General features: G+C 61.5%; 22 protein-coding genes. 18 read left to right on the top strand and 4 right to left on the bottom strand.

Features of this window, described 5'->3' with window-relative positions; translation table 11 throughout:
* Nucleotide 1: 1 nt before the first annotated feature.
* Nucleotides 2-583 carry a MarR family winged helix-turn-helix transcriptional regulator gene (locus tag GR183_RS16585; protein WP_160776794.1) on the bottom strand — a complete coding sequence of 194 codons (582 nt, stop codon included), beginning with the start codon at nt 581-583 and terminating at the stop codon, nt 2-4.
* Between the two features lie 175 nt (nt 584-758).
* Here GR183_RS16585 and GR183_RS16580 point away from each other — a divergent pair, with 175 nt between their 5' ends.
* From GR183_RS16580 to GR183_RS16515, 14 genes are all read left to right on the top strand, one after another.
* Complete coding sequence (locus GR183_RS16580; protein ID WP_160776793.1) at nt 759-2,342, top strand: ABC transporter substrate-binding protein; 1,584 nt, start codon at nt 759-761, stop codon at nt 2,340-2,342.
* 89 nt (nt 2,343-2,431) lie between these two features.
* Nucleotides 2,432-3,406 (top strand): ABC transporter permease, encoded by a 975-nt coding sequence (locus GR183_RS16575; RefSeq protein WP_160776792.1) that lies wholly within the window; start codon nt 2,432-2,434, stop codon nt 3,404-3,406.
* Complete coding sequence (locus GR183_RS16570) at nt 3,403-4,287, top strand: ABC transporter permease (RefSeq protein WP_160776791.1); 885 nt, start codon at nt 3,403-3,405, stop codon at nt 4,285-4,287. The genes GR183_RS16575 and GR183_RS16570 overlap by 4 nt, the downstream gene beginning before the upstream one ends.
* The gene (locus tag GR183_RS16565) at nt 4,284-5,285 is read left to right on the top strand and encodes an ABC transporter ATP-binding protein (protein ID WP_160776790.1); all 1,002 of its coding nucleotides are present in this window, start codon (nt 4,284-4,286) and stop codon (nt 5,283-5,285) included. The genes GR183_RS16570 and GR183_RS16565 overlap by 4 nt, the downstream gene beginning before the upstream one ends.
* Nucleotides 5,282-6,271 (top strand): ABC transporter ATP-binding protein, encoded by a 990-nt coding sequence (locus tag GR183_RS16560; RefSeq protein WP_160776789.1) that lies wholly within the window; start codon nt 5,282-5,284, stop codon nt 6,269-6,271. Before GR183_RS16565 ends, GR183_RS16560 begins: the two co-directional genes overlap by 4 nt.
* Nucleotides 6,272-6,394: 123 nt before the next feature.
* Nucleotides 6,395-7,336: a sugar-binding transcriptional regulator gene (locus tag GR183_RS16555; protein ID WP_160776788.1), complete on the top strand. Its 942-nt coding sequence runs from the start codon at nt 6,395-6,397 to the stop codon at nt 7,334-7,336.
* 247 nt (nt 7,337-7,583) lie between these two features.
* Nucleotides 7,584-8,891 carry an ABC transporter substrate-binding protein gene (locus tag GR183_RS16550; RefSeq protein WP_202396163.1) on the top strand — a complete coding sequence of 436 codons (1,308 nt, stop codon included), beginning with the start codon at nt 7,584-7,586 and terminating at the stop codon, nt 8,889-8,891.
* Nucleotides 8,892-8,991: 100 nt separating this feature from the next.
* On the top strand, nt 8,992-9,864 hold the full coding sequence (locus GR183_RS16545) for a carbohydrate ABC transporter permease (RefSeq protein WP_160776786.1): 873 nt from the start codon (nt 8,992-8,994) through the stop codon (nt 9,862-9,864).
* Nucleotides 9,865-9,867: 3 nt separating this feature from the next.
* Nucleotides 9,868-10,698: a carbohydrate ABC transporter permease gene (locus GR183_RS16540; protein WP_160776785.1), complete on the top strand. Its 831-nt coding sequence runs from the start codon at nt 9,868-9,870 to the stop codon at nt 10,696-10,698.
* A 9-nt stretch (nt 10,699-10,707) separates the two neighbouring features.
* Nucleotides 10,708-11,715, top strand: a complete 1,008-nt coding sequence (locus GR183_RS16535; RefSeq protein ID WP_160776784.1) for an ABC transporter ATP-binding protein — start codon at nt 10,708-10,710, stop codon at nt 11,713-11,715.
* Nucleotides 11,712-12,485: an L-iditol 2-dehydrogenase gene (locus tag GR183_RS16530; protein ID WP_312846846.1), complete on the top strand. Its 774-nt coding sequence runs from the start codon at nt 11,712-11,714 to the stop codon at nt 12,483-12,485. Before GR183_RS16535 ends, GR183_RS16530 begins: the two co-directional genes overlap by 4 nt.
* Nucleotides 12,486-12,529: 44 nt before the next feature.
* On the top strand, nt 12,530-14,008 hold the full coding sequence (locus tag GR183_RS16525) for a mannitol dehydrogenase family protein (RefSeq protein WP_160776783.1): 1,479 nt from the start codon (nt 12,530-12,532) through the stop codon (nt 14,006-14,008).
* An 81-nt stretch (nt 14,009-14,089) separates the two neighbouring features.
* The gene (locus GR183_RS16520; protein ID WP_160776782.1) at nt 14,090-14,764 is read left to right on the top strand and encodes an HAD family hydrolase; all 675 of its coding nucleotides are present in this window, start codon (nt 14,090-14,092) and stop codon (nt 14,762-14,764) included.
* A 14-nt stretch (nt 14,765-14,778) separates the two neighbouring features.
* Nucleotides 14,779-16,389 carry an FGGY-family carbohydrate kinase gene (locus tag GR183_RS16515; protein ID WP_160776781.1) on the top strand — a complete coding sequence of 537 codons (1,611 nt, stop codon included), beginning with the start codon at nt 14,779-14,781 and terminating at the stop codon, nt 16,387-16,389.
* Here the strand turns inward: GR183_RS16515 and bhcR are convergent.
* On the bottom strand, nt 16,379-17,194 hold the full coding sequence (gene bhcR / locus GR183_RS16510; protein WP_160776780.1) for an HTH-type transcriptional regulator BhcR: 816 nt from the start codon (nt 17,192-17,194) through the stop codon (nt 16,379-16,381). The genes GR183_RS16515 and bhcR overlap by 11 nt on opposite strands.
* A 199-nt stretch (nt 17,195-17,393) precedes the next feature.
* Here bhcR and bhcA point away from each other — a divergent pair, with 199 nt between their 5' ends.
* The 4 genes from bhcA (at nt 17,394) to bhcD (ending at nt 21,778) form a co-directional block, all read left to right on the top strand.
* Nucleotides 17,394-18,584 carry an L-aspartate--glyoxylate aminotransferase BhcA gene (gene bhcA, locus GR183_RS16505; RefSeq protein ID WP_160776779.1) on the top strand — a complete coding sequence of 397 codons (1,191 nt, stop codon included), beginning with the start codon at nt 17,394-17,396 and terminating at the stop codon, nt 18,582-18,584.
* 9 nt (nt 18,585-18,593) lie between these two features.
* Complete coding sequence (gene bhcB / locus GR183_RS16500) at nt 18,594-19,574, top strand: beta-hydroxyaspartate dehydratase BhcB (RefSeq protein WP_160776778.1); 981 nt, start codon at nt 18,594-18,596, stop codon at nt 19,572-19,574.
* A gap of 11 nt (nt 19,575-19,585) precedes the next feature.
* On the top strand, nt 19,586-20,743 hold the full coding sequence (gene bhcC, locus GR183_RS16495) for a 3-hydroxy-D-aspartate aldolase BhcC (protein ID WP_160776777.1): 1,158 nt from the start codon (nt 19,586-19,588) through the stop codon (nt 20,741-20,743).
* Between the two features lie 69 nt (nt 20,744-20,812).
* A complete protein-coding gene (bhcD, locus tag GR183_RS16490) occupies nt 20,813-21,778 on the top strand; it encodes an iminosuccinate reductase BhcD (RefSeq protein WP_312846851.1) in 966 nt (321 codons plus the stop codon).
* 74 nt (nt 21,779-21,852) lie between these two features.
* Here the strand turns inward: bhcD and GR183_RS16485 are convergent, their stop codons facing one another.
* Both GR183_RS16485 and GR183_RS16480 read right to left on the bottom strand, forming a co-directional pair.
* A complete protein-coding gene (locus GR183_RS16485) occupies nt 21,853-23,400 on the bottom strand; it encodes a peptide ligase PGM1-related protein (protein WP_202396162.1) in 1,548 nt (515 codons plus the stop codon).
* A 518-nt stretch (nt 23,401-23,918) separates the two neighbouring features.
* Nucleotides 23,919-24,089 (bottom strand): hypothetical protein, encoded by a 171-nt coding sequence (locus tag GR183_RS16480; protein WP_160776774.1) that lies wholly within the window; start codon nt 24,087-24,089, stop codon nt 23,919-23,921.
* Nucleotides 24,090-24,483 lie beyond the last annotated feature (394 nt).

The following is a 24,483-nucleotide window of genomic DNA, read 5'->3' as shown; positions in this document are numbered from 1 at the left end:
CTTATGAATTTGCTTTTTCTTGAGAGCTTTCTTCCCGGCCGATCCGGCCGGGCCAGCCCGTGGAGGCAAGCACGAGCTTGGCCATCAGGGCTGAAAGCGTCTTGCGCTCATCCTCGTCGAGAGCCTCCAGCATCATGTGCTCGAAGTCGACGAAGCGAGGCAGGGATTCCTCGAAAAGCGCGCGCCCTTCCTTCGTCAGGCGAAGGACGTTGCAGCGCCGGTCGGCGTCATCCGCCGTGCGCTCGATCAACCCGAGGCCGACGAGCTTCTGGATCGCGCGGCTAAGCGTGTTCTGCGGAAAGCCGGAAGAATTGGCGATGTCGCGGGCAAGCGCGCCGTCCTTCAGCCCGAGCGAATAGATCACGACATATTCGGGCCGGGACAGGCCATAAGTGCGCTCCACCCAGTTGTAGAGCGGCACGTTGTAACGAAGGGCGAGATAGTTCAGCCGGTAGGTGAGCCAGCAGGGATTGCCCCAGAGCTTCGCCGCCGTCATCTCGTCGAGGCCGGCTGCCGCGACCGGTCCGCCGGTTACGCCGGGCGAAAAATCCTCACGATCCTGCCTGCCTTGCCGAGACTGCATCCTCAAGACCCTCGACCTCAAAATCGACTTGACGCCATCAGAATGGCCCATCATTGTGAGATAAACAAGTTCCATTTGGAAATATATGATCTGGAATTAATCCAGATGGAACTTGTTGTCCGGCGGCCTTCGGCGATCCCACGGAGCCGCGAGAGGGGAGAGGAGCAATCACGCCATGAACAGACATGCCAAAGCTTTCGCTTTCGCCGCAGCACTCAGCGCCGTGGCCACGGCGGCAAGCGCGCAGGAACTCACGGTCGGCGTTCGCGGCGGCCCGGAATCCATGGACCCGCACTATTCCGCGCTCGGTCCGCAAGCCGATGCTGTGAAGCATATCTTCGATCCACTGGTGTGGACCGGTGACGACCTGCAGCTCGAACCCGGCCTTGCCGTTTCCTGGAAGCCGGTCGACGACGATACCTGGGAATTCAAGCTGCGCGAGGGCGTGAAGTTCCACGACGGTTCGGACTTTACCGCCGAGGACGTGAAATTCTCCATCGAGCGCATCCCGCAGGTGACCGGCCCGACCACGACCGAGATCTACGTGCGCCGCGTCGCCGACGTCGAGATCGTCGACGACTACACGCTCAACATCCACACGAACGGTCCGGCGGCGACGCTGCCTTACGACTTCGTGCGGCTCTTCATCGTCTCCGCAGACGCGGCGAAGGACTATTCGACCGCCGAAACATCCGCCGAGGGTTTCAACTCCGGCAAGGCTGCGATCGGTACCGGGCCGTTCAAATTCGTGTCCTGGGAGCCGAAGGGCGACCTGGTGCTCGAACGCTTCGACGATTACTGGCGCGGCCCTGCGCCCTGGGAGCGCGTGACGCGCAAGGAAATTTCCGACGACGCATCGCGTCTGGCAGCCCTGAAGGCCGGGGATGTCGATGTGATCAACTATGTCTCCTCCGCCGACTATCTGGCGCTCGACAGCGATCCCGATATCGCAACCTTCATTGGCGATTCCGTCTATGTGATGAACCTCCAGCTCGACCAGCGAGAGGACACGCCGAAGGTGCGCGCCAAGGACGGCAGCAAGCTTGCCGAAAACCCGCTGCGCGATTCCCGGGTGCGCGAGGCGATCGACCTTGCGATCGACCGCGAGACGATGGTCGAGATCGTTTTGGAAGGCCTCGGCACGCCCGCCAACCAGATGATGCCGGAAGGTTTCTTCGGCTCTTCGGAAAACATCCCCGCGCCGGTATACGATCCCGAAAAGGCGAAGGCATTGCTTGCGGAAGCGGGCTATCCGGACGGTTTCGAGATCGACCTCTATTGCACGAACGACCGGCTTCCGGGCGACGGCGCGATCTGCGAGGCGCTCGGCCAGATGTTCTCGCAGGTCGGCATTGCGACGAATGTCAACGCGATCTCCAAGACCGTCTACTTCCCGACGCAGGCGCGCAAGGAGTATTCCGTCTTCATGAACGGCTGGGGCACGCTCACAGGTGAAGCCTCCTACACGCTCGGCTCGCTGGCCCATTCGCCGGATGACGAGGTGAAGATGGGCGCCTTCAACCGGATCGAGTACCACAACGAGGAGGTCGACCGGCTGCTTGAGGAAGGCGCGCAGGAACTCGACGCCGACAAGCGCCGCGCGCTCTTCGAGCAGGCGATGGAAAAGACCATGGCCGACCGCGCCTATATCTCCATCGTCGTCCTTCAGTCCGTCTGGGCGGGCAACAAGGACAAGGTCGTCGTCACGCCGCGTGCGGACGAGGAGACGCTGGCCTATTTCATCAAGCCGGCGAAATAACGCCCCATCGAAATCCGGCGGTCGCGGCAGACACCGCGGCCGCCTGCTATTGTGACGATATCAACTCGCTGAACGAGACCTGACGGCCCATGTCGAGCTTCCTGCTGCAGCGCATTCTCCAGGGTATCGTCATTATGGCGGTCATGTCGGTGATCGTGTTCGCCGGGGTCTATGCGATCGGCAATCCGCTGGAAGTGCTGATCCCGCCGGAAGCGACCCAGGACGTGCGTGCGCGCACGATTGCCCGCTTCGGCCTCGACAAGTCTCTGGTGGAGCAATATTTCCTCTTTATTTCCAATCTCTTCCAGGGCGATCTCGGGCAATCCTACATCTATAACGAGCCGGTGCTGCAGCTTATCGGCAACCGCCTGCCCGCGACGCTTGAACTGGTGCTGACGGCCGTTCTCGGCGCGACGTTCATCGGCGTTCCGCTTGGCATCTACGCCGGTTACAAGCCCGATAGCGTAACCGCGCGCACCATCATGGCCGTGTCGATCCTCGGATTTTCGGTGCCTACCTTCTGGGTTGGCCTCATCCTGATCCTCACCTTCGCCGTTTCCCTCGGCTGGCTGCCGTCGGGCGGACGCGGGGATACGGCGGAGCTCTTCGGCATCGACTGGAGCATTTTCACGCTCGACGGGTGGTCGCATCTGATCCTGCCGGCGACAAACCTCGCGCTATTCAAGCTGGCGATCATGATCCGCCTGGCAAGGGCCGGCACGCGTGAAGTGATGCTGTCGGATGCGGTGAAATTCGCCCGCGCGGCTGGTCTGTCGGAGACGACGATCCTCTCGCGGCACGTGTTGAAGCTGATCTCGATCCCGATCGTCACCGTCTTCGGGCTGGAGCTTGCCTCGACGCTTGCCTTTGCCGTGGTGACGGAGACGATCTTCTCGTGGCCGGGCGTGGGCAAGCTCATCATCGATTCCATCAAGAACCTCGACCGGCCGGTCATGGTCGCCTATCTCATTTTGACGGCGGGGCTTTTCGTGACAATCAATCTTTGCGTCGACATCGGCTACGCCGTGCTCGACCCGAGGCTGAGACGGGGGAGGGCCGAATGACGACGAAGGCCGTCTCTCCCTGGCGCAACCTCTGGATCCGCTTTTGCGAGGACAGGATCGCGCTCGGCGCGCTGATCGTCGTGGCGATCATCCTGGTGCTGGCACTCTTCGCGCCGCTGATCGCGCCGCAGGACCCTTACGACCTTTCCGGCCTTTCCCTGCGCGATGCGCGCCGTCCGCCCGGCTTCGTCGGCTCGGGAGCCTACGTTCACTGGCTCGGGACGGATGCGCAGGGACGAGATCTCTGGTCGGCGATCCTCTACGGGCTTCGCGTGTCCATTCAGATCGGGATTTTTGCGGGCGCCGTCGGCCTGATTATCGGCACGACCGTCGGCATTCTCGCCGCCTATCATCGCGGGATCGCCGAAACGGTCCTCATGCGGATCATCGACCTGCAGCTCTCCTTTCCCCCGATCCTGCTGGCGCTCGTCCTCGTCGCGGTGCTGGGGCAGGGCAAGGCGCAGTTGATCGCGGCACTCGTCGCCGCGCAATATGCCTATTTCGCGCGAACCGCTTTCGGGGCGGCATCGGCCGAGCGTTCGAAGGATTATATCGAGGCGGCGATGGCGACACCGCTTTCGAACATGCGCATCGTCTTCCGCCACATCCTGCCGAACGCCATGCCCGCGCTGATCGTGGTCGCAACCGTGCAGGTGGCCTATGCGATCGCGCTGGAATCGACGCTTTCCTTCCTCGGTCTCGGGCTGCCCGTGACGGAGCCCTCGCTCGGCATGCTGATATCGAACGGCGTGAAATACATGATGAGCGGGCGATACTGGATATCCGTCTATCCCGGCATCGCGCTGATCGTCCTGATCGTGGCGATCAACCTCGTCGGCGATCACGTGCGCGATATCCTGAACCCGAGGCTCAACCGATGACCGCCGCCGGAAAGCCGATCTCCGAGGCGCCGATCCTGGAGGTCAGGGACCTTGCCACCCATTTCTTCACTCGCGCCGGCGTTGTGAAGGCGGTGGACGGCGTATCGTTTTCGCTGAACCGGGGCGAGATTATCGGCCTTGTCGGGGAATCGGGGTCCGGCAAGTCGGTCACGGGCTTTTCGCTGATCGGCCTAGTCGATCCGCCGGGACGTATCGTCGGCGGGTCGGTGAAGCTTGAGGGCCAGGAACTGGTAGGCCTGAACGATGCGGGCTTGCGCAAGGTGCGCGGCGCGCGGATCGCCATGGTCTTCCAGGACCCGATGGTGACGCTGAACCCCGTGCTCACCATCGGCCAGCAGATGCATCTTGCGCTCGCCGCGCACGAAAGCATCTCCAAACGCGCAGCGCGCGCCCGGTCGGCGGAAGCTCTGACGCGCGTCGGCATTCCCGATGCGCCAGCACGGCTCGACGCCTATCCGCACCAGTTTTCCGGTGGCATGCGCCAGCGCGTCGCAATCGCAATCGCGCTTCTGCACGGCACGAAGGCGATCATCGCCGATGAGCCGACGACGGCGCTCGACGTCTCGATCCAGGCGCAGATCCTGAGCGAAATGCGCGAGCTTGCGCGCGAGATGGGAACCGCCCTCGTCTGGATCAGCCACGATCTTTCAACCGTCTCGACGCTCGCAAGCCGCATCCTCGTCATGTATGCCGGGCGCATCGTGGAGGAGGGGCCGACGGCGCAGGTGCTGCGCTCGCCGCGCCATCCCTACACCGCGGGGCTGCTGCGCTCGCTGCCTGCCATGGCAAAGCCCGGAACGGATCTTGAGCAGATACCCGGCACGACGCCATCGCTGCTCGATCTTCCCGAGGGCTGCCCGTTCCGCCCGCGCTGCGACCGCGCGAGCGAACTCTGCGCCAAGGATCCGCCGATGACGCGGGCGGACGATCGCGGTTACCGCTGCCATCACACGCTTGAGGAGATGGTGAGCGCATGAGCGAAGCTTTCATTTCGATCAATGACGTCTACAAGCGCTTTTCGCCGCGCCTTTCCATGGCCGACCGGATCGTGTCGAAGCTGGGCGCCAGGGTGGAAACGCGGCCCGTGCGCGCCGTCGACGGGGTCACGCTGATGGTCGAGCGCGGTCAGACGCTCGGCCTCGTCGGGGAATCGGGGTGCGGGAAATCGACGCTCGGGCGGATGATCGCCGGCATTCTGGAACCGACCGGGGGACAGGTCAGGATCGACGGCAAGCCGGTGATGCAGGGCGGGCGCAAGGCGGACACCCGCATCCAGACGATCTTCCAGGATCCTTTCGCCTCGCTCGATCCGCGCATGCGCGTTGGCGACATCATCGCCGAAGGCCCGCTTGCACATGGTCTCGCCGACAAGGCGGGCGAGCGGGCGTATGTCGCGGCTTATCTTGAGCGGGCGGGCCTCGATCCGTCCTTCGCCGACAGGTTTCCGCACCAGTTTTCGGGCGGCCAGCGCCAGCGCATCGCGATTGCCCGCGCGCTTGCCATGCAGCCGGACGTGCTTGTCTGCGACGAGCCCGTCGCCTCGCTTGACGTGTCCATCCAGGCGCAGATCGTAAACCTCTTCCTGAAGCTTCGGCGTGAAATGTCGATCACGCTGATCTTCATCTCGCACGACCTTTCCGTGGTAAGGCACGTTTCCGATCACGTGGCGATCATGTATCTCGGACGAATCGTGGAATCCGGCCCGACGGAGAAGATCTACACCGACCCGAAGCACCCCTACACGAAGGGGCTTCTGGAGAGCGTCCCCAAACTCCTGGTGGAGGACGACGCGCTCGTCCATTTCAAGCCGATCATGGGCGAGATACCTTCACCTCTCGCTCCGCCCGCAGGCTGCCATTTCAACCCGAGATGCCCGATCGCCGTCGAATTGTGCAGGAGCGAGGATCCTCGATTGCGGCTCATCGGGCCGGGACATTGCGCAGCCTGCCACCTGGCGGAATGACGGGGATTGTTATCCGCTACTTCGGTATGAAGACTTTTGCAATATTCGTTCTGCAATTCATATATGTTGCGAGGGGGCGTTCCATGAGCGCTCGTCATTCGTGTCAGGATTGCAGTCGGAAACATGGCGTCAAACGGCAACCGGCTAGATGAGGCCGCGCGCGCTGCGTGGCTTTACTACGTCGCCGGAAACACGCAGGACCAGATCGCGGCGAAGCTCGGCGTATCCCGCCAGTCGGCGCAGCGGCTCGTGTCGCTCGCGGTTTCGGAAGGTCTCGTCAACGTACGTATCGATCACCCGATCGCAAGTTGCCTCGATCTCGCCCGCAGGCTCAAGGAGCGCTACTCGCTGAGCTTCTGCGAGGTCGTGCCGAGCGACCCGGCAAGCGAGTCCACCACGCTTGGCGTCTCCCAGGCGGCGGCGGTGGAAATCGAACGCTGGCTCAGGAAGGAAGAGCCCATCATCATGGCGCTCGGCACGGGGCGCACGCTGAAGGCGGCGATCGAGCAGCTTCCGCCCTTCGAATGCCCGCAGCACAAGGTCGTCTCGCTGACCGGCAATATCTCGCCGGATGGTTCGGCAGCCTACTACAACGTCGTCTTCACCATGGCCGATACCGTGAAGTCCCGCTCGTTCCCGATGCCGCTGCCGGTTTTCGCTTCCTCGCAGACCGAGCGCACCATGCTGCACAACCAGGCGATGATCCGCCCGACGCTGGAACTTGCGGGCAAGGCCGACGTGACCTTCGTCGGCATCGGCGATTTCGGGCCGCAGGCGCCGCTGCTCGTCGACGGCTTCATATCGAAGGAAGAGCTTGACGAGCTGCAGGCGGCGGGAGCCGTCGGCGAGATCGTCGGCTGGACCTTCGATTCAGAAGGCAGGTTGATCGAGGGCATCACCAACGACCGGGTCGCCAGCGCTCCGCTTCCCGATCCGAAAACCTCCAGCGTGATTGCCATTGCGATGGGCCAGAAGAAGCTTCCGGGCATTCGCGCGGCCATCAAGGGCGGCCTGATTAACGGTTTGATTACGGATGAGCGTACCGCGGACGCTTTGCTCAACTAGCTGAAGGCGCTGAAAATTCCGATTTTCTACAGGATGGATGCTGCGCTGCGGCAACGAATTCCTGTTGACTTTACGTGCTGATTGATGAGTATTTGCTCAGCCGAAAGGCAATTGCTCATAAGGCCATCCAGCGTTCGGAGGAGCGTGGAGGAGATGGTCTGGCGCTTCGAAAACGGTCGGCTCATTCGTCCTCGGATAGGCAAATCCGATGGAAGGCCGGCCGAAGCGGATTGATCGGGAGGAATCCATGAAGTTCAAATCCATGCTCCTTGGAGCGGTTTCGCTTGGCGTGATGACGGGCCTCGTCCATGCCGAGACGATTACGATCGCCACCGTCAACAACGGCGACATGATCCGGATGCAGGGTCTGACCGACGATTTCACGGCGAAGAACCCGGATATCGAGGTCGAATGGGTGACGCTGGAGGAAAACGTCCTGCGTCAGCGGGTAACGACAGACATCGCCACGAAGGGTGGTCAGTACGATGTGATGACCATCGGTACTTACGAAGTCCCGATCTGGGGCAAACAGGGCTGGCTCGTTTCGCTGAACGACCTGCCGGAAAGCTATGACGTCGATGACCTCCTGCCCGCTATCCGAGGTGGCCTGACCGTCGACGGCGAGCTTTATGCCGCGCCATTCTACGGCGAAAGCTCAATGGTGATGTACCGCACCGACCTGATGGAGAAGGCCGGGCTCGAGATGCCCGAGGCGCCCACCTGGGATTTCATCGCGGAAGCGGCCCGCGCCATGACCGACAAGGAAAACGAGGTCTACGGCATCTGCATGCGCGGCAAGGCCGGCTGGGGCGAGAACGTGGCGTTCATTACCGCCATGTCGAACTCCTTCGGCGCTCGCTGGTTCGACATGGACTGGAAGCCGCAGTTCGACCAGCAAGCCTGGAAGGACACGCTGACGTTCTATCTCGATCTGATGAAAGACGCGGGCCCTCCGGGCGCATCGTCGAACGGTTTCAACGAGAATCTGGCGCTTTTCCAGACCGGAAAATGCGGCATGTGGATCGACGCGACGGTCGCCGCATCGTTCGTGACGAATCCGGAAGACAGCGAAGTGGCCGACAAGGTGGGCTTCGCGCTCGCCCCGGACAAAGGCCTTGGCAAGCGCAGCAACTGGCTGTGGGCCTGGTCGCTCGCCATCCCGGCCGGCACCGACAACGAGGCAGCCGCGAAGAAGTTCGTGGAATGGGCGACGTCCAAGGAATACCTGGAACTGGTCGCAAGCAATGAAGGCTGGGCCAACGTGCCTCCGGGAACGCGCACCTCGCTCTATGAGAACCCGGAATACAAGAAGGTTCCGTTCGCCGAGATGACGCTTCAGTCGATCAACTCGGCCGATCCGCAGCACCCGACGGTCGATCCGGTTCCCTATGTCGGCGTGCAGTTCGTCGCCATCCCCGAATTCCAGGGGCTTGCCACGGTGATCGGCCAGCAGTTCTCGGCAGCGCTCGCGGGCACGATTACCGCCGATCAGGCGCTGCGGAGCGCACAGCAGGTCGCCACGCGCGAGATGACGAAGGCGGGTTATATCAAGTAACCGCGTCCCTCCCGGATGCAGGGTCCGCGGACCGCGGGCCCTGCCTCTTTTTCATTGGCATCCGTTTTATTTTCCTCCTCCAGGAATGGGAGCGCTCGACATGGCGACGCAGCATTCCAAGTCCGCGGCACGCTTCATGATCTCGCCGGCGGTTCTCCTGCTGCTTGGCTGGATGCTGATCCCGCTGAGCCTGACCCTCTATTTCTCTTTCCTGCGCTACAACCTCCTGATGCCGGGCACGGAGGAATGGGCCGGTTTTCTGAACTACCGTTTCTTCCTCACCGATCCCGCGTTCTTCGACGCGATATGGAACACGCTGCTTCTGGTCGGGGGCGTGCTTGTCATAACGATCGTCGGCGGCGTCCTCCTGGCGCTGCTGCTCGACCAGCCGTTCTGGGGGCAGGGCATCGTCCGCATCCTCGTGATCGCGCCGTTCTTCGTCATGCCCACGGTTTCCGCGCTGGTCTGGAAAAACATGTTCATGAACCCGGTGAACGGCCTCTTCGCGTTTCTCGCAAAGGCCGTCGGCCTCGAACCGTTCGACTTTCTGGCCCATGCGCCCTTGTCCTCGATCATCCTGATCGTGGCCTGGGGCTGGCTGCCCTTCGCGACGCTGATCCTTCTGACGGCGCTTCAGTCGCTTGACAGCGAGCAACTGGAAGCCGCCGAAATGGACGGCGCGAGCTGGCTGAGCCGCTTCTTCTACATCATGCTGCCGCACCTTTCGCGCGCCATCACCGTCGTGATCCTGATCCAGACGATCTTCCTTCTGTCGGTGTTCGCCGAAATCCTCGTCACGACCAATGGCGGCCCCGGCACGGCGACCACAAACCTGACGTTTCTGGTTTACGCCCAGTCCCTCCTGCAATTCGACGTGGGTGCGGGTTCCGCCGGTGGCGTCGTCGCCATCATCCTTGCCAACATTGTCGCGATCTTCCTGATGCGGATGATCGGCAAGAACCTGGATGCATGAACCATGGCCCGCGCTGTAACACCCGCCCGCAAGGCAACCGTCACCGTATTCGCCTGGGGGGTCGGGCTCCTGATCTTCTTCCCGATCCTCTGGACGATCCTGACGAGCTTCAAGACGGAGGCCGAGGCGATCGCCTCGCCCCCATCGTTCGTGGGGTTCGACTGGACCCTTGAAAACTACTCCACGGTCATGGAGCGCTCGAACTACTTCCTGCACTTCCTGAATTCGGTGGTCATTTCGGTCGGCTCGACGCTGATCGGGCTTCTGGTCGCGATCCCCGCGGCCTGGTCCATGGCCTTCGTGCCGGGCAAGCGCACCAAGGACGTGCTTATGTGGATGCTCTCCACGAAGATGCTTCCGCCGGTGGGCGTGCTGATCCCGATTTACCTGATATTCCGCGATACAGGGCTTTTGGACACGCGGACGGGCCTCGTGATCGTACTCACGCTGATCAACCTGCCGATCATCGTGTGGATGCTCTACACCTACTTCAAGGAAATTCCGGTCGATATCCTCGAAGCGGCGCGCATGGACGGGGCGAGCCTGCGCGCGGAGATCATCTACGTGCTTACGCCGATGGCGGTTCCCGGCATCGCCTCGACATTGCTTCTCAACATCATCCTCGCCTGGAACGAGGCGTTCTGGACGCTCAACCTGACGGCGGCGAATGCCGCGCCGCTGACCGCGTTCATCGCCAGTTATTCCTCACCTGAAGGGCTGTTTTACGCGAAGCTCAGCGCGGCATCGACCATGGCCATCGCGCCGATCCTGATCATGGGTTGGTTCAGCCAGAAGCAGCTTGTTCGCGGCCTGACGTTCGGCGCAGTGAAATAGGAAAAAGTCATGGGACGCATCATACTCGAACAGGTCACCAAGAGCTTCGGCGACGTCAATGTGATCCCGCCGCTCGATCTGGAAATAGAAGACGGCGAATTCGTCGTCTTCGTCGGGCCGTCCGGCTGCGGCAAGTCCACATTGCTGCGCCTCATCGCGGGGCTTGAGGACGTGTCGTCCGGCCAGATCAGCATCGACGGACGGGCTGCAACGGAACTTCCGCCCGCCAAGCGCGGCCTCGCCATGGTCTTCCAGTCCTACGCGCTTTATCCGCATATGAGCGTTCGCAAGAACATTTCATTCCCGCTGAAGATGGCGGGACTGGACCAGGCGGAGCAGAACAAGCGCGTCGAGGCGGCGGCGAAGGTACTGAACCTCACCGACTATCTGGACCGGCGCCCCGGTCAGCTTTCCGGCGGCCAGCGGCAGCGCGTCGCCATTGGCCGGGCGATCGTGCGCGAGCCCGCCGCGTTCCTCTTCGACGAGCCCCTGTCGAACCTGGATGCCGCGCTTCGCGTGAACATGCGCCTGGAGATCAGCGAGCTGCACAATTCGCTCGAGACGACGATGATCTATGTGACGCACGATCAGGTCGAGGCGATGACGATGGCCGACAAGATCGTCGTGCTGCGCGCGGGCCACATCGAGCAGGTGGGAACGCCGCTCGATCTTTACCGCAATCCGCGCAATCTTTTCGTCGCGGGCTTCATCGGCTCTCCGAAGATGAACTTCATCGAGGGCGCCGAGGCGGCAAAGCACAATGCCGCGACGATCGGCATCCGGCCCGAGCACCTTTCGATCTCGAAGAGCGAAGGGCAATGGAAAGGTACCGTCGGTGTTTCTGAGCACCTGGGATCGGACACTTTCCTCCATGTGCACGCGAAGGACTTGACCAGCGAGCCGATAACCGTCCGTTCCGATGGCGAGGTCGACATTCACCACGGCGATACGGTTTTCTTGAGCCCGCAAGACGACAAGATTCACAGGTTCGACAAGGAAGGACTGCGGATATCGTGAGACGGCTTGAAGGAAGGTCAGCGCTTATCACGGGAGCGGCCCGCGGTATCGGAAGGGCGTTCACCGAGGCCTATGTACGCGAGGGCGCAAGGGTCGCGATCGCCGATATCGACATCGCGCGGGCCGCGCGCTCGGCCGCTGAAATAGGCGATAGCGCTCTTGCCGTGGAGATGGACGTGACCGACCAGGCGTCCATCGACGCCGCCGTCAAGGCTGCCGATGAGGCGTTCGGCGGGATCGATATCCTCATCAACAACGCGGCGCTGTTCGACCTCGCTCCTGTCGTGGAGATCACGCGCAAGAGCTACGAGCGGCTGTTTTCCATCAATGTCGCCGGCACGCTTTTCACCATGCAGGCGGTCGCCAGGGCGATGATCGAGCGCGGGCGAGGAGGCAAGATCATCAATATGGCAAGCCAGGCGGGGCGGCGGGGCGAACCGCTGGTCGCCGTCTATTGCGCCAGCAAGGCCGCGGTGATCAGCCTGACCCAGTCGGCAGGTCTCGACCTCATCAAGCACGGCATAAACGTCAACGCGATAGCGCCGGGCGTCGTGGACGGCGAGCATTGGGACGGCGTCGATGCGCTGTTTGCGAAATACGAGAACCGCCCGCTTGGCGAGAAGAAGCGCCTTGTCGGCGAGGCTGTGCCCTACGGGCGGATGGGAACGGCGGAAGACCTGACCGGAATGGCTGTTTTCCTCGCCACCGACGAGGCGAAATACATCGTCGCCCAAACCTACAACGTCGACGGCGGCAACTGGATGAGCTGATGCTCGTTCGCAACAAATTACGCACTGAGTACGAGGCAGATCCCATGACCACGAAGCTTTCGGCCGCCTCGCTCGGCGCGATCGCGTCGAGCGCTGCCGTTCCCGCCTATAAGCAGGCGAACCTTTCGCGCGGTATCGTGCATTTCGGCGTCGGCAATTTCCACCGCTCCCATCAGGCGGTCTACCTCGACGCCCTTTTCAACTCGGGCGAGGGCCATGATTGGGCGATCGTGGGTGCCAGCGTCATGGCCGGCGACAAGGAAATCCGCGAACGGCTGAGGGCGCAAGATTATCTGACGACTGTCGTCGAACAGGATGCGGGCAAGAGCGAAGCCCGGGTCACGGCGGCGATGATCGACTACATCGAACCCGGCGACACAAAAATCATCATCGCGCGGTTGGCAGACCCGGCAATCCGGATCGTTTCCATGACGATCACCGAAGGGGGCTATTTCATCAACCCCGCTTCCGGCACCTTCGACCCGGCGTATCCCGCAATCGCCGCCGATGCGGCCGCCCCGGACAAGCCGAAGACCGTGTTCGGGCTGATCGTCGAGGCGCTGAAACGCCGACGTGCCGCCGGCATCCCCGCATTCACCGTCATGTCCTGCGACAACCTTCCCCATAATGGGGTGATCGCGAAAAACGCGGTCGTCGGGCTCGCTGCTCTTTCGGACAGGGACCTTGCCGGATGGATCAAGGATAACGTTGCCTTTCCGAACGGCATGGTGGACCGCATCACGCCTGCGACCGGCGAACGGGAGCGCCAAATCCTCGCCCGCGACTTCGGAATCGAGGATACCTGGCCGGTTTTCTGCGAAGGCTTCAAGCAGTGGGTGCTTGAGGACAATTTCCCCGCGGGGCGCCCGCAACTCGAGAAGGTCGGCGTCCAGTTCGTGCCGGACGTCGCGCCTTACGAGAACATGAAGATCCGCATACTCAACGGCGGGCACGCGGTGATCGCCTATCCGGCGGGGCTGATGGACATCCACTTCGTGCATGAGGCCATGGAAAACCCCCTGGTGCGCGGCTTTCTGGCGAAGATCGAGCGTGAAGAGATCATTCCCGTCGTTCCGCCGGTGCCGGATACGGATCTCGGCGATTACTACAAGCTGATCGAAACGCGCTTCGCCAACCCCAAGATCGGCGATACCGTGCGCCGGCTCTGCCTTGACGGGACTAACCGCCAGCCGAAGTTCATCATCCCGAGCATCAGGGACAGGCTTGAAAAGGGCCTCGGTATTTCGGGCCTTGCACTGGAATCGGCCCTTTGGTGCCGCTACTGCTTCGGCACGACCGACAGCGGTGCGGAAATCGCGCCGAACGACCCGAATTGGGACCGGCTGACCGAGAGAGCACGCGAGGCGAAAGCCGATCCGCTCAACTGGCTGGCCATGGATGACATCTACGGCGACATCGGCCTGTCGGAAGAATTTCGAAAGGCCTTTGCCGGCTGGCTGTCGGCTCTATGGGCAAGCGGCACCCAATCGGTGCTCAAGGCCTATCTCGAAGGCCGACCATAAGGGGAGATGGGGCATGAAGCTCGGGCTGAAGGGCGAGGGGGTGGCGATCGCCGGCGACAAGACGGATCCCGCGTGAGCGGCATGGCAGGCAACGTCCCGGACCTTTTGATCTTCGACTGCGACGGCGTGCTGGTCGATTCCGAACCCATTTCGGTGGCGGTGCTTCTTGAAATCATCGGAGAGGCGGGCGTTTCCCTCGACGAAGAGACGGCCTATCGCCGCTTCCTCGGCCGTTCGATGGCAACAGTCGCCGGGATCATGCATGAGGAATTCGGGCTGACGATGAACGCTGGCCACCTGGAGGCCATGCGCTCACGCCTCTACGAGCGATTTCGCCGCGAACTCAAGCCTATTCCCGGCATTGCCGAAGCGCTTGCAAAGATAGGACTTCGCCGCTGCGTCGCCTCTTCCAGCCAGCCCGAACGCATAGAATTGTCGCTTAAAGTCACCGGCCTACTGGAAAGCCTGCAGCCGCACTTATACAGTGCGAGCATGGTGAAACACGGAAAGCCAGCACCCGATCTCTTCTTGCATGCCGCGCGTGCCATGAAAGTGGCGCCGGAAAACTGCCTCGTGATCGAGGACAGTCCCGCAGGCATCGAGGCTGCCAGGCGCGCGGGGATGCGCGTCTTCGCGTTCGTCGGCGGCACCCATGCCGGCCCAAGTGGTTTGCGCGAGGTAACGGAAGCGCTCGGGCCCGATCTCGTGTTCGATGACATGCGGGAGCTTCCCGCGCTCCTCGGCCATATGGCCTGAACGAAGATAAACCCATGGAACGCGCGTTCGTCTGTGCTGTGGATGTCGGGACGGCCAGCGCACGAGCGGGCATCTTCGATGCGGCGGGGAGCCTGCAGGGGAGGGCGACCCAGGAGATTTCCATCTTCAGGCCGCAGGCGGGGTTTGCCGAATACGATTCCGAGGAAATCTGGGCCGCCGTCTGCGCAGCCGTCAGAAATGCGCTGTTGGCCTCGGGCCTGACGGCGCAGGACATATCCGGTATCGCCTTCGATGCGACATGTTCCCTCGTCGCACGGCGGAGCGATGGTGGGAAGGTCAGCATCTCGCCATCCGGAGATGCCGCGCGCGATACAATCGCCTGGTTCGATCACCGGGCGATATCGGAGGCCGATGAATGCACCGCGACCGGCCACCGCGTTCTCGATCACCTAGGCGGCGCGATGTCGCCCGAAATGCAAACGCCGAAGCTCATATGGCTTAAGCGCAACCTGCCTGATGTATGGGAAACCTGCGGCAAGCTCTTCGATCTCGTGGATTTTCTAACCTGGCGGGCGAGCGGGCGGGACGATCGTTCGCGCTGCACGTTGACGAGCAAATGGACGTATCTTTCGCACGACAGCGGGTGGCAGGAGGATTTCTTCGAAAAGGTCGGGCTGGAGGACTTGATCGAGCGCGGCGGACTGCCGCATGACACCGTACCGGTCGGAGCCGCCATCGGCACGCTGACAGCCGAAGCGGCAGCGGAATTGGGTCTGAGCGAAGCGTGCCAGGTCGCGACCGGTCTGATCGACGCGTTCGCGGGCTCGCTTGGCGTGATCGGCGGTTATGAGGGGGGCGAAATCGAGCGCAGCCTTGCGCTGATCGCCGGTACGTCCAGTTGCGTGATGGGCTTTTCAAGCTCGGCGCATTTCGCACCGGGCGTCTGGGGTCCCTATTTTGAGGCCGCCTTGCCGGGCCTGTGGCTCTATGAGGCCGGGCAATCGGCAACCGGAGCCCTGCTCGACCACATCATTCGCATCCATGGTGCAGGCGGCGAACCGGATGCCCGGATGCATGAGCGCATCGTCCACCGGATAAGGGAACTCAGATTGCACGCCGGCCAGGATTTCGCGGCCGACCTGCACGTACTGCCCGATTTTCACGGCAATCGTTCGCCCTCCGGCGATCCCCATGCAAGGGGCGTCATCAGCGGGCTTTCGCTCGATGCGAGCTTCGACGGCCTGTGCCGGCTTTATTGGCGCACCGCCGTTTCCATCGCGCTGGGCCTGCGCCATATCCTCGACCACCTGAACGGCGGCGGCATGGATATCACCTATCTGCACGTCACGGGCGGACACACGCGAAATCCGCTCCTTATGGAGCTTTATGCCGATGCCACCGGGCGCACCGTGCGCCAAAGCGAGACGGAGGATGCCGTGCTTCTTGGCACGGCCATGGCCGCGGCGAGCGCAGCCGGCACCTATTCAAGCCTTGCCGAAGCCTGCCGGTCCATGCGCCGGTCCTACCGCACGCGCCTGCCGAACGCAGCCTTGCGCGAGGCGTACGACCGCGATTACGAGATATTCCACCTGATGCTTCGCCAGCGCTGCGAACTCGAGAAGGTCGGCAACAGGTCAAAGCGGACACGCAGGCTCACGCGGTAACCGGCAGAATGCCGCCGGTGGAACGCGTGATCTCATCGGCCGCACGGCGGATGAGCGCGCCGAATTCAAGATCCCTTCCAGGCCTGACGCGCACCGACGGGCCGGACAGGGAAACGCCGGCGACCGCTTCCCCGTAGGCATTGAAGACCGGAGCGGCGATGCAGCGCATTCCTTCCGTGCGTTCTTCGTTGTCGACGGCGAAACCGCGAGACCGGATTTCGGCAAGCTCGGCCATGAAATCTTCACGAGCGGTGATGGTCGTATCGGTGAAGCGCGGCAGATCCTCCGCCATGAGTTTCCTGACCTGCTCTTCCGGCAGGAAGGCCAGGATCGCCTTGCCGATGCCGGACGCATGTCCGGGACCGCGCGTGCCCGGCCTGAAAAAGGCGCGGATCGGCTCGTGCGTCTCGATCTGGCTGACGAAGATAACCTCGCTGCGGTCGAGAATCGCAAGGTTCGCCGTTTCGCCAGTCTCGTTCATGATCCGCTGCATGACCGGGCGGCTTCGCTCGGCAAGGCGGGTCCGGCCGAGGAAGCTCATGCCGATGCGGAACGCCTCAAGCCCGATGTGCCAGAGCTGGCTTGTCTCGTCGAACTCCACGATCCGGTGCTTGGAAAGCGTCGTCAGGATACGGTAGCAGGTGGCCTGCGACTGATCGCCGGCGCGCGCGATTTCCGTCAGCGACATTCCAGAGCCCGAGGCGACGATTTTCAAAACGTCGAGCGCCCGGTCGAGCGACTGTATTATCGCGCCTTGCGACTTGTCGTGAAAGGCCTTCGGGCGGCCACGGGTGCGGTTCGTCATGGTTCCTCAGCCTTGTTCCTTTGTATTATGAAATCTATTTTCACCATATGAAAAAATAGAAAGTGTAGTAATTTCTAAATGGTAGAGCAAAAACTCAAATTATGAAAAACTTTTTCAAAAAAATTGCACATCGGGCGACGCAAGGTTAGCTTCTTCACAAGCTCATCGCGCCGGACAAGTGGCGCTACGGAGGCAGATCATGTCCACGCAGAACCCGGTTTTCATTCCAGGTCCCACAAATATCCCCGAAGAATTGCGCAGGGCGGTCGACTATCCCTCGATCGACCACCGCTCGCCCGTGTTCCAGGAAATGCTCGCACCCGTGCTTGCCGGATTGAAACGCGTCTTCATGACGAAACAGGGCGAAACACTGCTTTTCCCCGGAACGGGAACCGGCGCATGGGAGGCGGCCGTCACCAATACGCTGTCGCCGGGCGACAAGGTGCTCGCCGCGCGCCACGGCATGTTCTCCCATCGCTGGATCGATCTTTGCCAGCGCCAGGGGCTCAACGTCCAGGTGATCGAGGAAGAATGGGGCAAGGGCGCGCCGACTGGGGCCTTCGAAGAAGCGCTCGCGGCGGACCGCAACCATGAGATCCGCGCGGTTCTTGTCACTCACAACGAAACGGCGACGGGCGTGCGCAGCGACGTTTCGGCGGTTCGCCGGGCGATCGATGCAGCGGGACATCCGGCGATGCTGTTCGTCGATGGTGTCAGCTCCATCGCCTCGATGGATTTCCGCATGGACGAGTGGGGCGTCGACATCGCGATAACCGGATCGCAGAAAGGCTTCATGCTGCCTGCGGGACTGTCGATTCTCGCTATCAGCCCGAAGGCGAAGCTGGCGATGGCTTCCGCAAAATGCCCGCGCTGCTACTTCGACTTTCGCGACATGCTGAAGCTAAACGCAAGCGGCGGCTTTCCCTACACGCCGCCAGTGAGCCTCATTCGCGGTCTCGACCGTTCGATCTGCATGCTTGAGACGGAAGGGCTGCATAATGTATTCGCCCGCCATTTCCGCATCGCCGAGGGCGTGCGGCAGGCTGTTTCGGCCTGGGGGCTAAAGCTCTGCGCGAAGGAGCAGAAGCTTTATTCCGATACCGTCAGCGCAATCGTCGTGCCGAGCGGTTTCGACGGCACGCGGGTCGTGACCCATGCGGCGGAGAAATATGGCGTCGCCTTCGGCGTCGGCCTCGGCGAGGTGGCCGGCAAGGTCTTCCGCATCGGCCATCTAGGTTCGATGACGGACGTGATGGCGCTTTCCGGCATTGCAACGGCGGAAATGGTGATGGCCGATCTCGGCTTTCCGATCCGCATCGGTTCGGGTGTCGCCGCGGCGCAAGAATACTACCGTACGAGCTGCGGTTCCGTTCAGACCAAGGCTGCGTGAGGCATGACGATGTTGAGCAAAACAGCGGAAACCGGGCTGGCGCTGCCGACCTATGACGACGTTCTCGACGCGCACCGCCGGATCGAGCCCCATATCCATCGCACGCCCGTTCTGACGAGCACGATGATCAACGAGCTTACAGGGGCAGAGCTTTTCTTCAAATGCGAGAACTTTCAGAAGGCGGGCGCCTTCAAGGTGCGCGGCGCGTCGAACGCCGTCTTCGGCCTGGACGAGGAAACGGCGGCGCGCGGCGTTGCCACGCATTCTTCCGGCAACCACGCGCTTTCGCTGTCTTATGCCGCCGGACGGCGGGGCATTCCCTGCACCGTCGTCATGCCGCATACCGCACCCCAGGCGAAGAAGGACGCGGTGCGCGGCTACGGCGGAAGGATCGTGGAATGCGAACCCTCGACGTCGAGCCGCGAGGCGGTCTTCGCGGAAGTCGTCGCAGAGACGGGAGCGGAATTCGTCCATCCCTATAACGATCCACGGGTTATCGCCGGTCAGGGTACATGCTCGAAGGAACTCGTCGAGGATGTTCCCGGGCTCGATGCGGTCGTCGCGCCGATCGGCGGCGGCGGCATGGTGTCCGGCACCTGCCTGACGCTTTCGACTATCGCGCCCGACATTGCGATCTATGCCGCCGAGCCCGAACAGGCGGACGATGCCGCGCGCAGCTTTCGCGCCGGTTACATCATCGCCGACGACGCCCCCGAGACGGTGGCCGACGGGCTGAAGGTACCGCTCAAGGAATACACCTGGCATTTCGTTTCCAGGTACGTGAGCGACATCCAGACCGTATCGGAGCAGGAAATCGTCGACGCGATGAAGCTCATCTGGAAACGGATGAAAATCGTCATGGAACCGAGCAGCGCGGTGCCGCTTGCCGCGATCCTGAGGAACCCGTCCGTCTATCGCGGCAAGCGCGTGGGCGTGATTATCACCGGCGGCAATGTCGATCTCGACAAGCTGCCCTGGATGCAAGGCTGAGGACGTAGGATATGAACATGCAGACGAAGCTTGAAAACCTCGAAGTCGGCTACGACGTCCCGGCGCTTCCGGGCATGGACGAGGCGGATATCCAGACGCCCTGCCTTGTGGTGGATCTCGATGCGCTGGAGCGCAACATCAAGGCGATGGCCGCCTTCTGCCGCGACATGGGCGTGCGCCACCGCGTTCACGGCAAGATGCACAAGTCCGTCGATATCGCGCTCCTTCAGGAAAAACTCGGCGATGCCGTCGGCGTGTGCTGCCAGAAGGTAAGCGAGGCGGAGGTTTTCGCGCGCGGCGGCATCAAGGATGTCCTCGTCTCCAACCAGGTGCGGGATGCCGCCAAGATCGACCGGCTGGCGCGTATGCCGAAGCTGGGCGCGCGGACGATCGTGTGCGTCGACGATATCGACAACGTCGCCGATCTCTCCGCAGCGGCGGTGAAGCACGGCACGACAATCGAATGCCTGGTGGAAATCGACTGTGGTGCCGGGCGCTGCGGCGTTGGTGCCGGTCAGCCGGTCGTCGAACTGGCGAAGGCGATCGAGGCGGCACCAGGGCTCAAGTTCTCCGGTATCCAGGCCTATCAGGGAGCGATGCAGCACATGGAAAACTACGAGGACCGCAAGGAGAAGATCGATATCGCGGTCGCCATGGTCAAGGAGTCCATCGATCTCCTGAAGGCGGAAGGCCTTGAGTGCGACATCGTCGGCGGCGGCGGTACTGGCTCCTACTATTTCGAGGGGAATTCCGGCGTCTATAACGAGCTGCAATGCGGCTCCTACGCCTTCATGGATGCCGATTACCAGCGTATCCGTGACGAAAAAGGCGACCGGATATCGGAGTTCGAGAACTCCCTGTTCATCCTGACTTCCGTGATGAGCCACGCGAAGCCCGACAAGGCGATCTGCGATGCCGGGCTGAAGGCGCAGTCCGTCGACAGCGGTCTTCCTTACGTCTTTGGCCGAAACGACGTCGAATACGTCAAATGCTCCGACGAGCATGGCGTCATCTCCGACCCGAACGGCGCGCTGAAGATCAACGAGAAGCTGAAGCTCGTGCCCGGTCACTGCGACCCGACGTGCAACGTGCATGACTGGTATGTCGGCGTCCGCAACGGGAAAGTGGAAACGCTCTGGCCGGTTTCCGCGCGTGGCAAGGCTTACTGAACGTGGGTTCATGGCGCATCATGAAGGAGACGAACCATGAATGACGTCGCCCCGGCCGGCAGGCACGAAATCCTGATCGTGTCCGAGGAGGTTTGTGAAAAGCTCGTCGGGCGCGCGGAAGCCTTCAAGGCGGTGGAGGGCGTGTTCGCGGCGATGGCGCGGGGCGAGGCCCGCAACTTCCCGGTCGTTCGCGAAGCCCTCGGTCATGCCGATGCGCTTTATGGATTCAAATCCGGCTTCGACCGTGCGGGCATGGCGCTGGGCGTGAAGTCCGGCGGCTACTGGCCGGGAAATTCGGCGCGCGGGCTGACGAACCACCAGTCCTCCGTACTCCTGTTCGATCCGGACACGGGCAGGCTGAAGGCGGTTGTCGGCGGCAATTATCTGACGGCGGTGCGCACGGCGGCGGCCTCGGCCGTTTCAATCGCCCATCTTGCCAGGCAGGATGCGAAAGTGCTCGGCATCGTTGGGGCCGGTCACCAGTCGGCCTTCCAGTTGCGAGCGGCTGCGGAGCAACGCGATTTCGAGAAGGTGGTCGCATGGAACCGCAGCCCGGAAAAGCTGGAAAGTCTTGTGACGGTTGCCGGGGAACTGGGGCTTTCCTTCGAAGGCGTCACGCTTCAAGAGCTGGGCCGACAGGCGGACGTGATCATCACCATCACCTCATCCTTCGAGCCGCTGTTACGCGGCGAATGGATCAAGCCGGGTGCGCATATCGCCTGCATGGGGACGGACACCAAAGGCAAGCAGGAGGTGGATGCCGGGCTTGTCGCTACCGCAGGCGTTTTCACCGATGAGGTTGCCCAGTCGATCACCATCGGCGAGGCGCAGCATGCTGTCGCGGCAGGCCTCATAGAGGAAGCCGACATCACGCCGCTTGGCGATGTCATCAATGGTGTGCATGCAGGGCGAAAGGGCGATGACGAGATTACGCTGTTCGACGGCACGGGCGTCGGGCTGCAAGACCTCGCGGTGGCAGATGCGGCCGTGCGTAAAGCTTCCGTCGAAGGCAGAGCGACGCTCGTCCGCCTTTAAGGACGCTTTCGCGGAAAGCGCTCCAGCCGAAACGAGAAACCGGACCACCGCAATGCCGGCCGGATAAAAATGCCTCAACTCGCCGGAGAGTTTGCGTTTTCGTCGTTCGCGGTGTTTTCGTGCTCCAGCCTGGAAACCATGTCGCGATAAAGGTCGACGGCCTGCGGCGCGCTTTCGGCAATGCATATCGCTCCCAGTTTTCCGAATTCGGATAATGCGCCGATAAGGTGGAAAACGATGCCGCGTTGCGTTGCGCCGTCGAAATGGAAACCGTTTCGAACCGAAAAATCGATCAGGTCTTCCGGCGTAAGTCCGCGATAGTTGGAAGATTCAAGATTATCGGTGGCATAGTAAAATCGTGAGCGCCCGTCCGGGGTGAAATATTGGCCTTGATCGGTGTCGTAATGGCCGGCGGTCAGGAATTGCAGCATTGTAAATGGATGGGTCGTACCGCCCTTGCGCAGATTTATTTCTATCGCGTGGTGTGTCCAGGTGTCGCCATGCCTCTGCGTTATGAAATCCACCCCGAACCGGCCAAGCACACCCTTATCCTTCAGCGCCTTCGCGGCTTTCAGCCCTTCCTCCTGCAGGCTGGCGCAATAGGCCGGATCCGCGGGGAAAGTACAGCCAAGAAAAACCTGTCCGCCGGAGCCTCCCAGAACCTGATCGTGCGTCGATATGAAATTCAGCGCACCAAGCGGGTCTATTCGAAACTGGCAGGACGGGGAACGCTTGTCCCGCCCGCCGATGAACACCTCGACGATTGCGCCCATCTCGCCGATTTTGCCGGAGTATGTCTCCCAATTCATGCTCCCGGCCTCGAATTTGAGGGTATGAAGCTGTTCTTCTATCGACCGGGAAAGCCCGGCACCTTGCGATAGATGATCGAAGTTGAAAAGCGCATTTCCTTCTCCCGAGAATCCTTCGTTCAGCTTGACAACGGCCTTGCGCATCGCCGGATACCTGGCTTTCAGTTCCGCCAGCGCAACACTTACGTCTTTCGCATCCCGCAAGTCCTCGAACCCGTCGGGGATCGTGACCCCCGCTTCGCGGAAGAGCTTACGCCCGCCGCTCTTGGAGCCGATCGGAAGCAGGTCGGGATCGCAGCCATAAATCGGGATGCCGAGTTCGACGGCAAGCCGGCGCTCCAACGGCGATACGTTGAAACAGACCATATGCGTGGTTGCGGGATCGTCGATAAGGCCCTTGATGCGCGAGAGGAGCCTTGGCCGCTCGAGGATCTTCGTGGTCAACGGGCGGCTCGATACATCGTGACAGGGAAACAGCGTCAACCGTTTCGCGGCATGACGGTGAGGCACGCCGGGCAACAGGTGAAGATAATAGTCGATGATTTCGTCGGCGATCGGCTGGCTCGATAAATATATCACTCGAGCCTTGGGAAATTTCAGGAGAAGCAGCAAGCAGAGCATGCGTTCTTCGTAATGGTGAACGCCCGAAATCCCCGACAATACATTCTGATCCAGCGTAAGGCTTGGAAGGACCACAATCGTTCGCGGATGGAGCGGATCCGAGAAGACACGCCTGTATTGTCCCGCGAATTTCTTCTGGAGCCGATCGAACGCGGCGCGCTCTTCATCCAACTTGCTTGCGTCCGGATCCATGCGCATTTGCCGCTGCAAAACTCATGTTGGAACAGTTTCGGGAACTTACTGTATATCAATCAGTATCAAAACGTCGAATATGACGAAAACAATCGTATTTTCATGAAGTCCGTGAGCAGTCTTGTTTACGGGCCTGCGATCCAAACGCGGGCGGTAGCGAGTTGCAATAGGAATGGCGCCCTTGCGATTGGTTTGATGGTTTCCGTTGGGGTTTTCGCGGTTTTGCGTTTGGTCTCAAGCGTCTGTGATTGTTCGGTTTTCGGGTTTGGTTGATGCGACACCAGACCGTGGTTGAAGTTGCATGCGGGGTGGGGCGCAATTTCTGATTGAGCTCCCGATGTGACCGGCGCTGAGGGCTGGCGCGCGGACGGCGCCATGCGGTGGGCGAGCGGATGTGCGTCCTTTTCCCAAGCCTTGTTCGTTTTACCGATTTTGCCTGCCGGCGGGCGTTTGCCGGACGGGACGTGATGGAGAATTTCCAATGGCGACCGTTCGGTCAACACCACCACGGCGGACCATCAGGATTGGCCCTCGCTTGCCACCTTGCCGACGGCGGCCATGTGGTCGCGTGGACGACGGATGGACAGGGTGGACCGGAGCGCCACTTGGCCGGCGATTTTGATCCACCGGTCAAACCGGATCATGACGGAGAGCGGAGTATTGGTTTCGGGGCGGGCATGCTCCGGCATTTTCTCCGCCGTCGTCTGTCAGACTATTGAAGATGTCATTTTGCCTTGGGGATTGCATTCCGCCGTCACCCTTGCCTTTCCGTTCGGGATCGAGTGTCAGGTGATGGCATCCTTCAGGTTGTTGTGTTCCATGATTCCCGTGTCTGAGGTTCGCAGGCGAATCGCCCATATGTATATGTGCTGCCGGTGAACGCCCGATGGCAGTAGCCAGCCCGCGAATTCTAAATGTCAATGAAGCGTCAGCCAAAAATACAACTTTAACAAGAATTTAAAACTAAATCCCGCGCTCATTGACCTTATCGCACAATTATACCTTGCAGTGTAATTGTTCGTTCAAAAAATACGTGTTAATGCACGCAGCGGAGTTTCGGAAAATTTTGTTATTGGACCGGGA

It is taken from the genome of Stappia sediminis, from assembly GCF_009826895.1.
GTDB classification, from domain to species: Bacteria; Pseudomonadota; Alphaproteobacteria; order Rhizobiales; family Stappiaceae; genus Hongsoonwoonella; species Hongsoonwoonella sediminis.
This window is presented reverse-complemented; position numbering and strand designations above follow the sequence as displayed.

What these genes read in the sequence shown, in the direction of transcription:
- GR183_RS16580 (WP_160776793.1), top strand. Translation starts at nt 759, where the DNA reads ATGAACAGACATGCCAAAGCTTTCGCTTTCGCCGCAGCACTCAGCGCC.
- bhcR (WP_160776780.1), bottom strand. Translation starts at nt 17,194, where the DNA reads ATGACGAACCGCACCCGTGGCCGCCCGAAGGCCTTTCACGACAAGTCG.
- GR183_RS16525 (WP_160776783.1), top strand. Translation starts at nt 12,530, where the DNA reads ATGACCACGAAGCTTTCGGCCGCCTCGCTCGGCGCGATCGCGTCGAGC.
- GR183_RS16480 (WP_160776774.1), bottom strand. Translation starts at nt 24,089, where the DNA reads ATGCCGGAGCATGCCCGCCCCGAAACCAATACTCCGCTCTCCGTCATG.
- GR183_RS16540 (WP_160776785.1), top strand. Translation starts at nt 9,868, where the DNA reads ATGGCCCGCGCTGTAACACCCGCCCGCAAGGCAACCGTCACCGTATTC.
- GR183_RS16560 (WP_160776789.1), top strand. Translation starts at nt 5,282, where the DNA reads ATGAGCGAAGCTTTCATTTCGATCAATGACGTCTACAAGCGCTTTTCG.
- GR183_RS16485 (WP_202396162.1), bottom strand. Translation starts at nt 23,400, where the DNA reads ATGGATCCGGACGCAAGCAAGTTGGATGAAGAGCGCGCCGCGTTCGAT.
- GR183_RS16555 (WP_160776788.1), top strand. Translation starts at nt 6,395, where the DNA reads ATGGCGTCAAACGGCAACCGGCTAGATGAGGCCGCGCGCGCTGCGTGG.
- GR183_RS16565 (WP_160776790.1), top strand. Translation starts at nt 4,284, where the DNA reads ATGACCGCCGCCGGAAAGCCGATCTCCGAGGCGCCGATCCTGGAGGTC.
- GR183_RS16515 (WP_160776781.1), top strand. Translation starts at nt 14,779, where the DNA reads ATGGAACGCGCGTTCGTCTGTGCTGTGGATGTCGGGACGGCCAGCGCA.
- GR183_RS16545 (WP_160776786.1), top strand. Translation starts at nt 8,992, where the DNA reads ATGGCGACGCAGCATTCCAAGTCCGCGGCACGCTTCATGATCTCGCCG.
- bhcC (WP_160776777.1), top strand. Translation starts at nt 19,586, where the DNA reads ATGAACATGCAGACGAAGCTTGAAAACCTCGAAGTCGGCTACGACGTC.
- GR183_RS16535 (WP_160776784.1), top strand. Translation starts at nt 10,708, where the DNA reads ATGGGACGCATCATACTCGAACAGGTCACCAAGAGCTTCGGCGACGTC.
- GR183_RS16520 (WP_160776782.1), top strand. Translation starts at nt 14,090, where the DNA reads ATGGCAGGCAACGTCCCGGACCTTTTGATCTTCGACTGCGACGGCGTG.
- bhcA (WP_160776779.1), top strand. Translation starts at nt 17,394, where the DNA reads ATGTCCACGCAGAACCCGGTTTTCATTCCAGGTCCCACAAATATCCCC.
- GR183_RS16550 (WP_202396163.1), top strand. Translation starts at nt 7,584, where the DNA reads ATGAAGTTCAAATCCATGCTCCTTGGAGCGGTTTCGCTTGGCGTGATG.
- bhcB (WP_160776778.1), top strand. Translation starts at nt 18,594, where the DNA reads ATGTTGAGCAAAACAGCGGAAACCGGGCTGGCGCTGCCGACCTATGAC.
- GR183_RS16585 (WP_160776794.1), bottom strand. Translation starts at nt 583, where the DNA reads ATGCAGTCTCGGCAAGGCAGGCAGGATCGTGAGGATTTTTCGCCCGGC.
- GR183_RS16570 (WP_160776791.1), top strand. Translation starts at nt 3,403, where the DNA reads ATGACGACGAAGGCCGTCTCTCCCTGGCGCAACCTCTGGATCCGCTTT.
- GR183_RS16575 (WP_160776792.1), top strand. Translation starts at nt 2,432, where the DNA reads ATGTCGAGCTTCCTGCTGCAGCGCATTCTCCAGGGTATCGTCATTATG.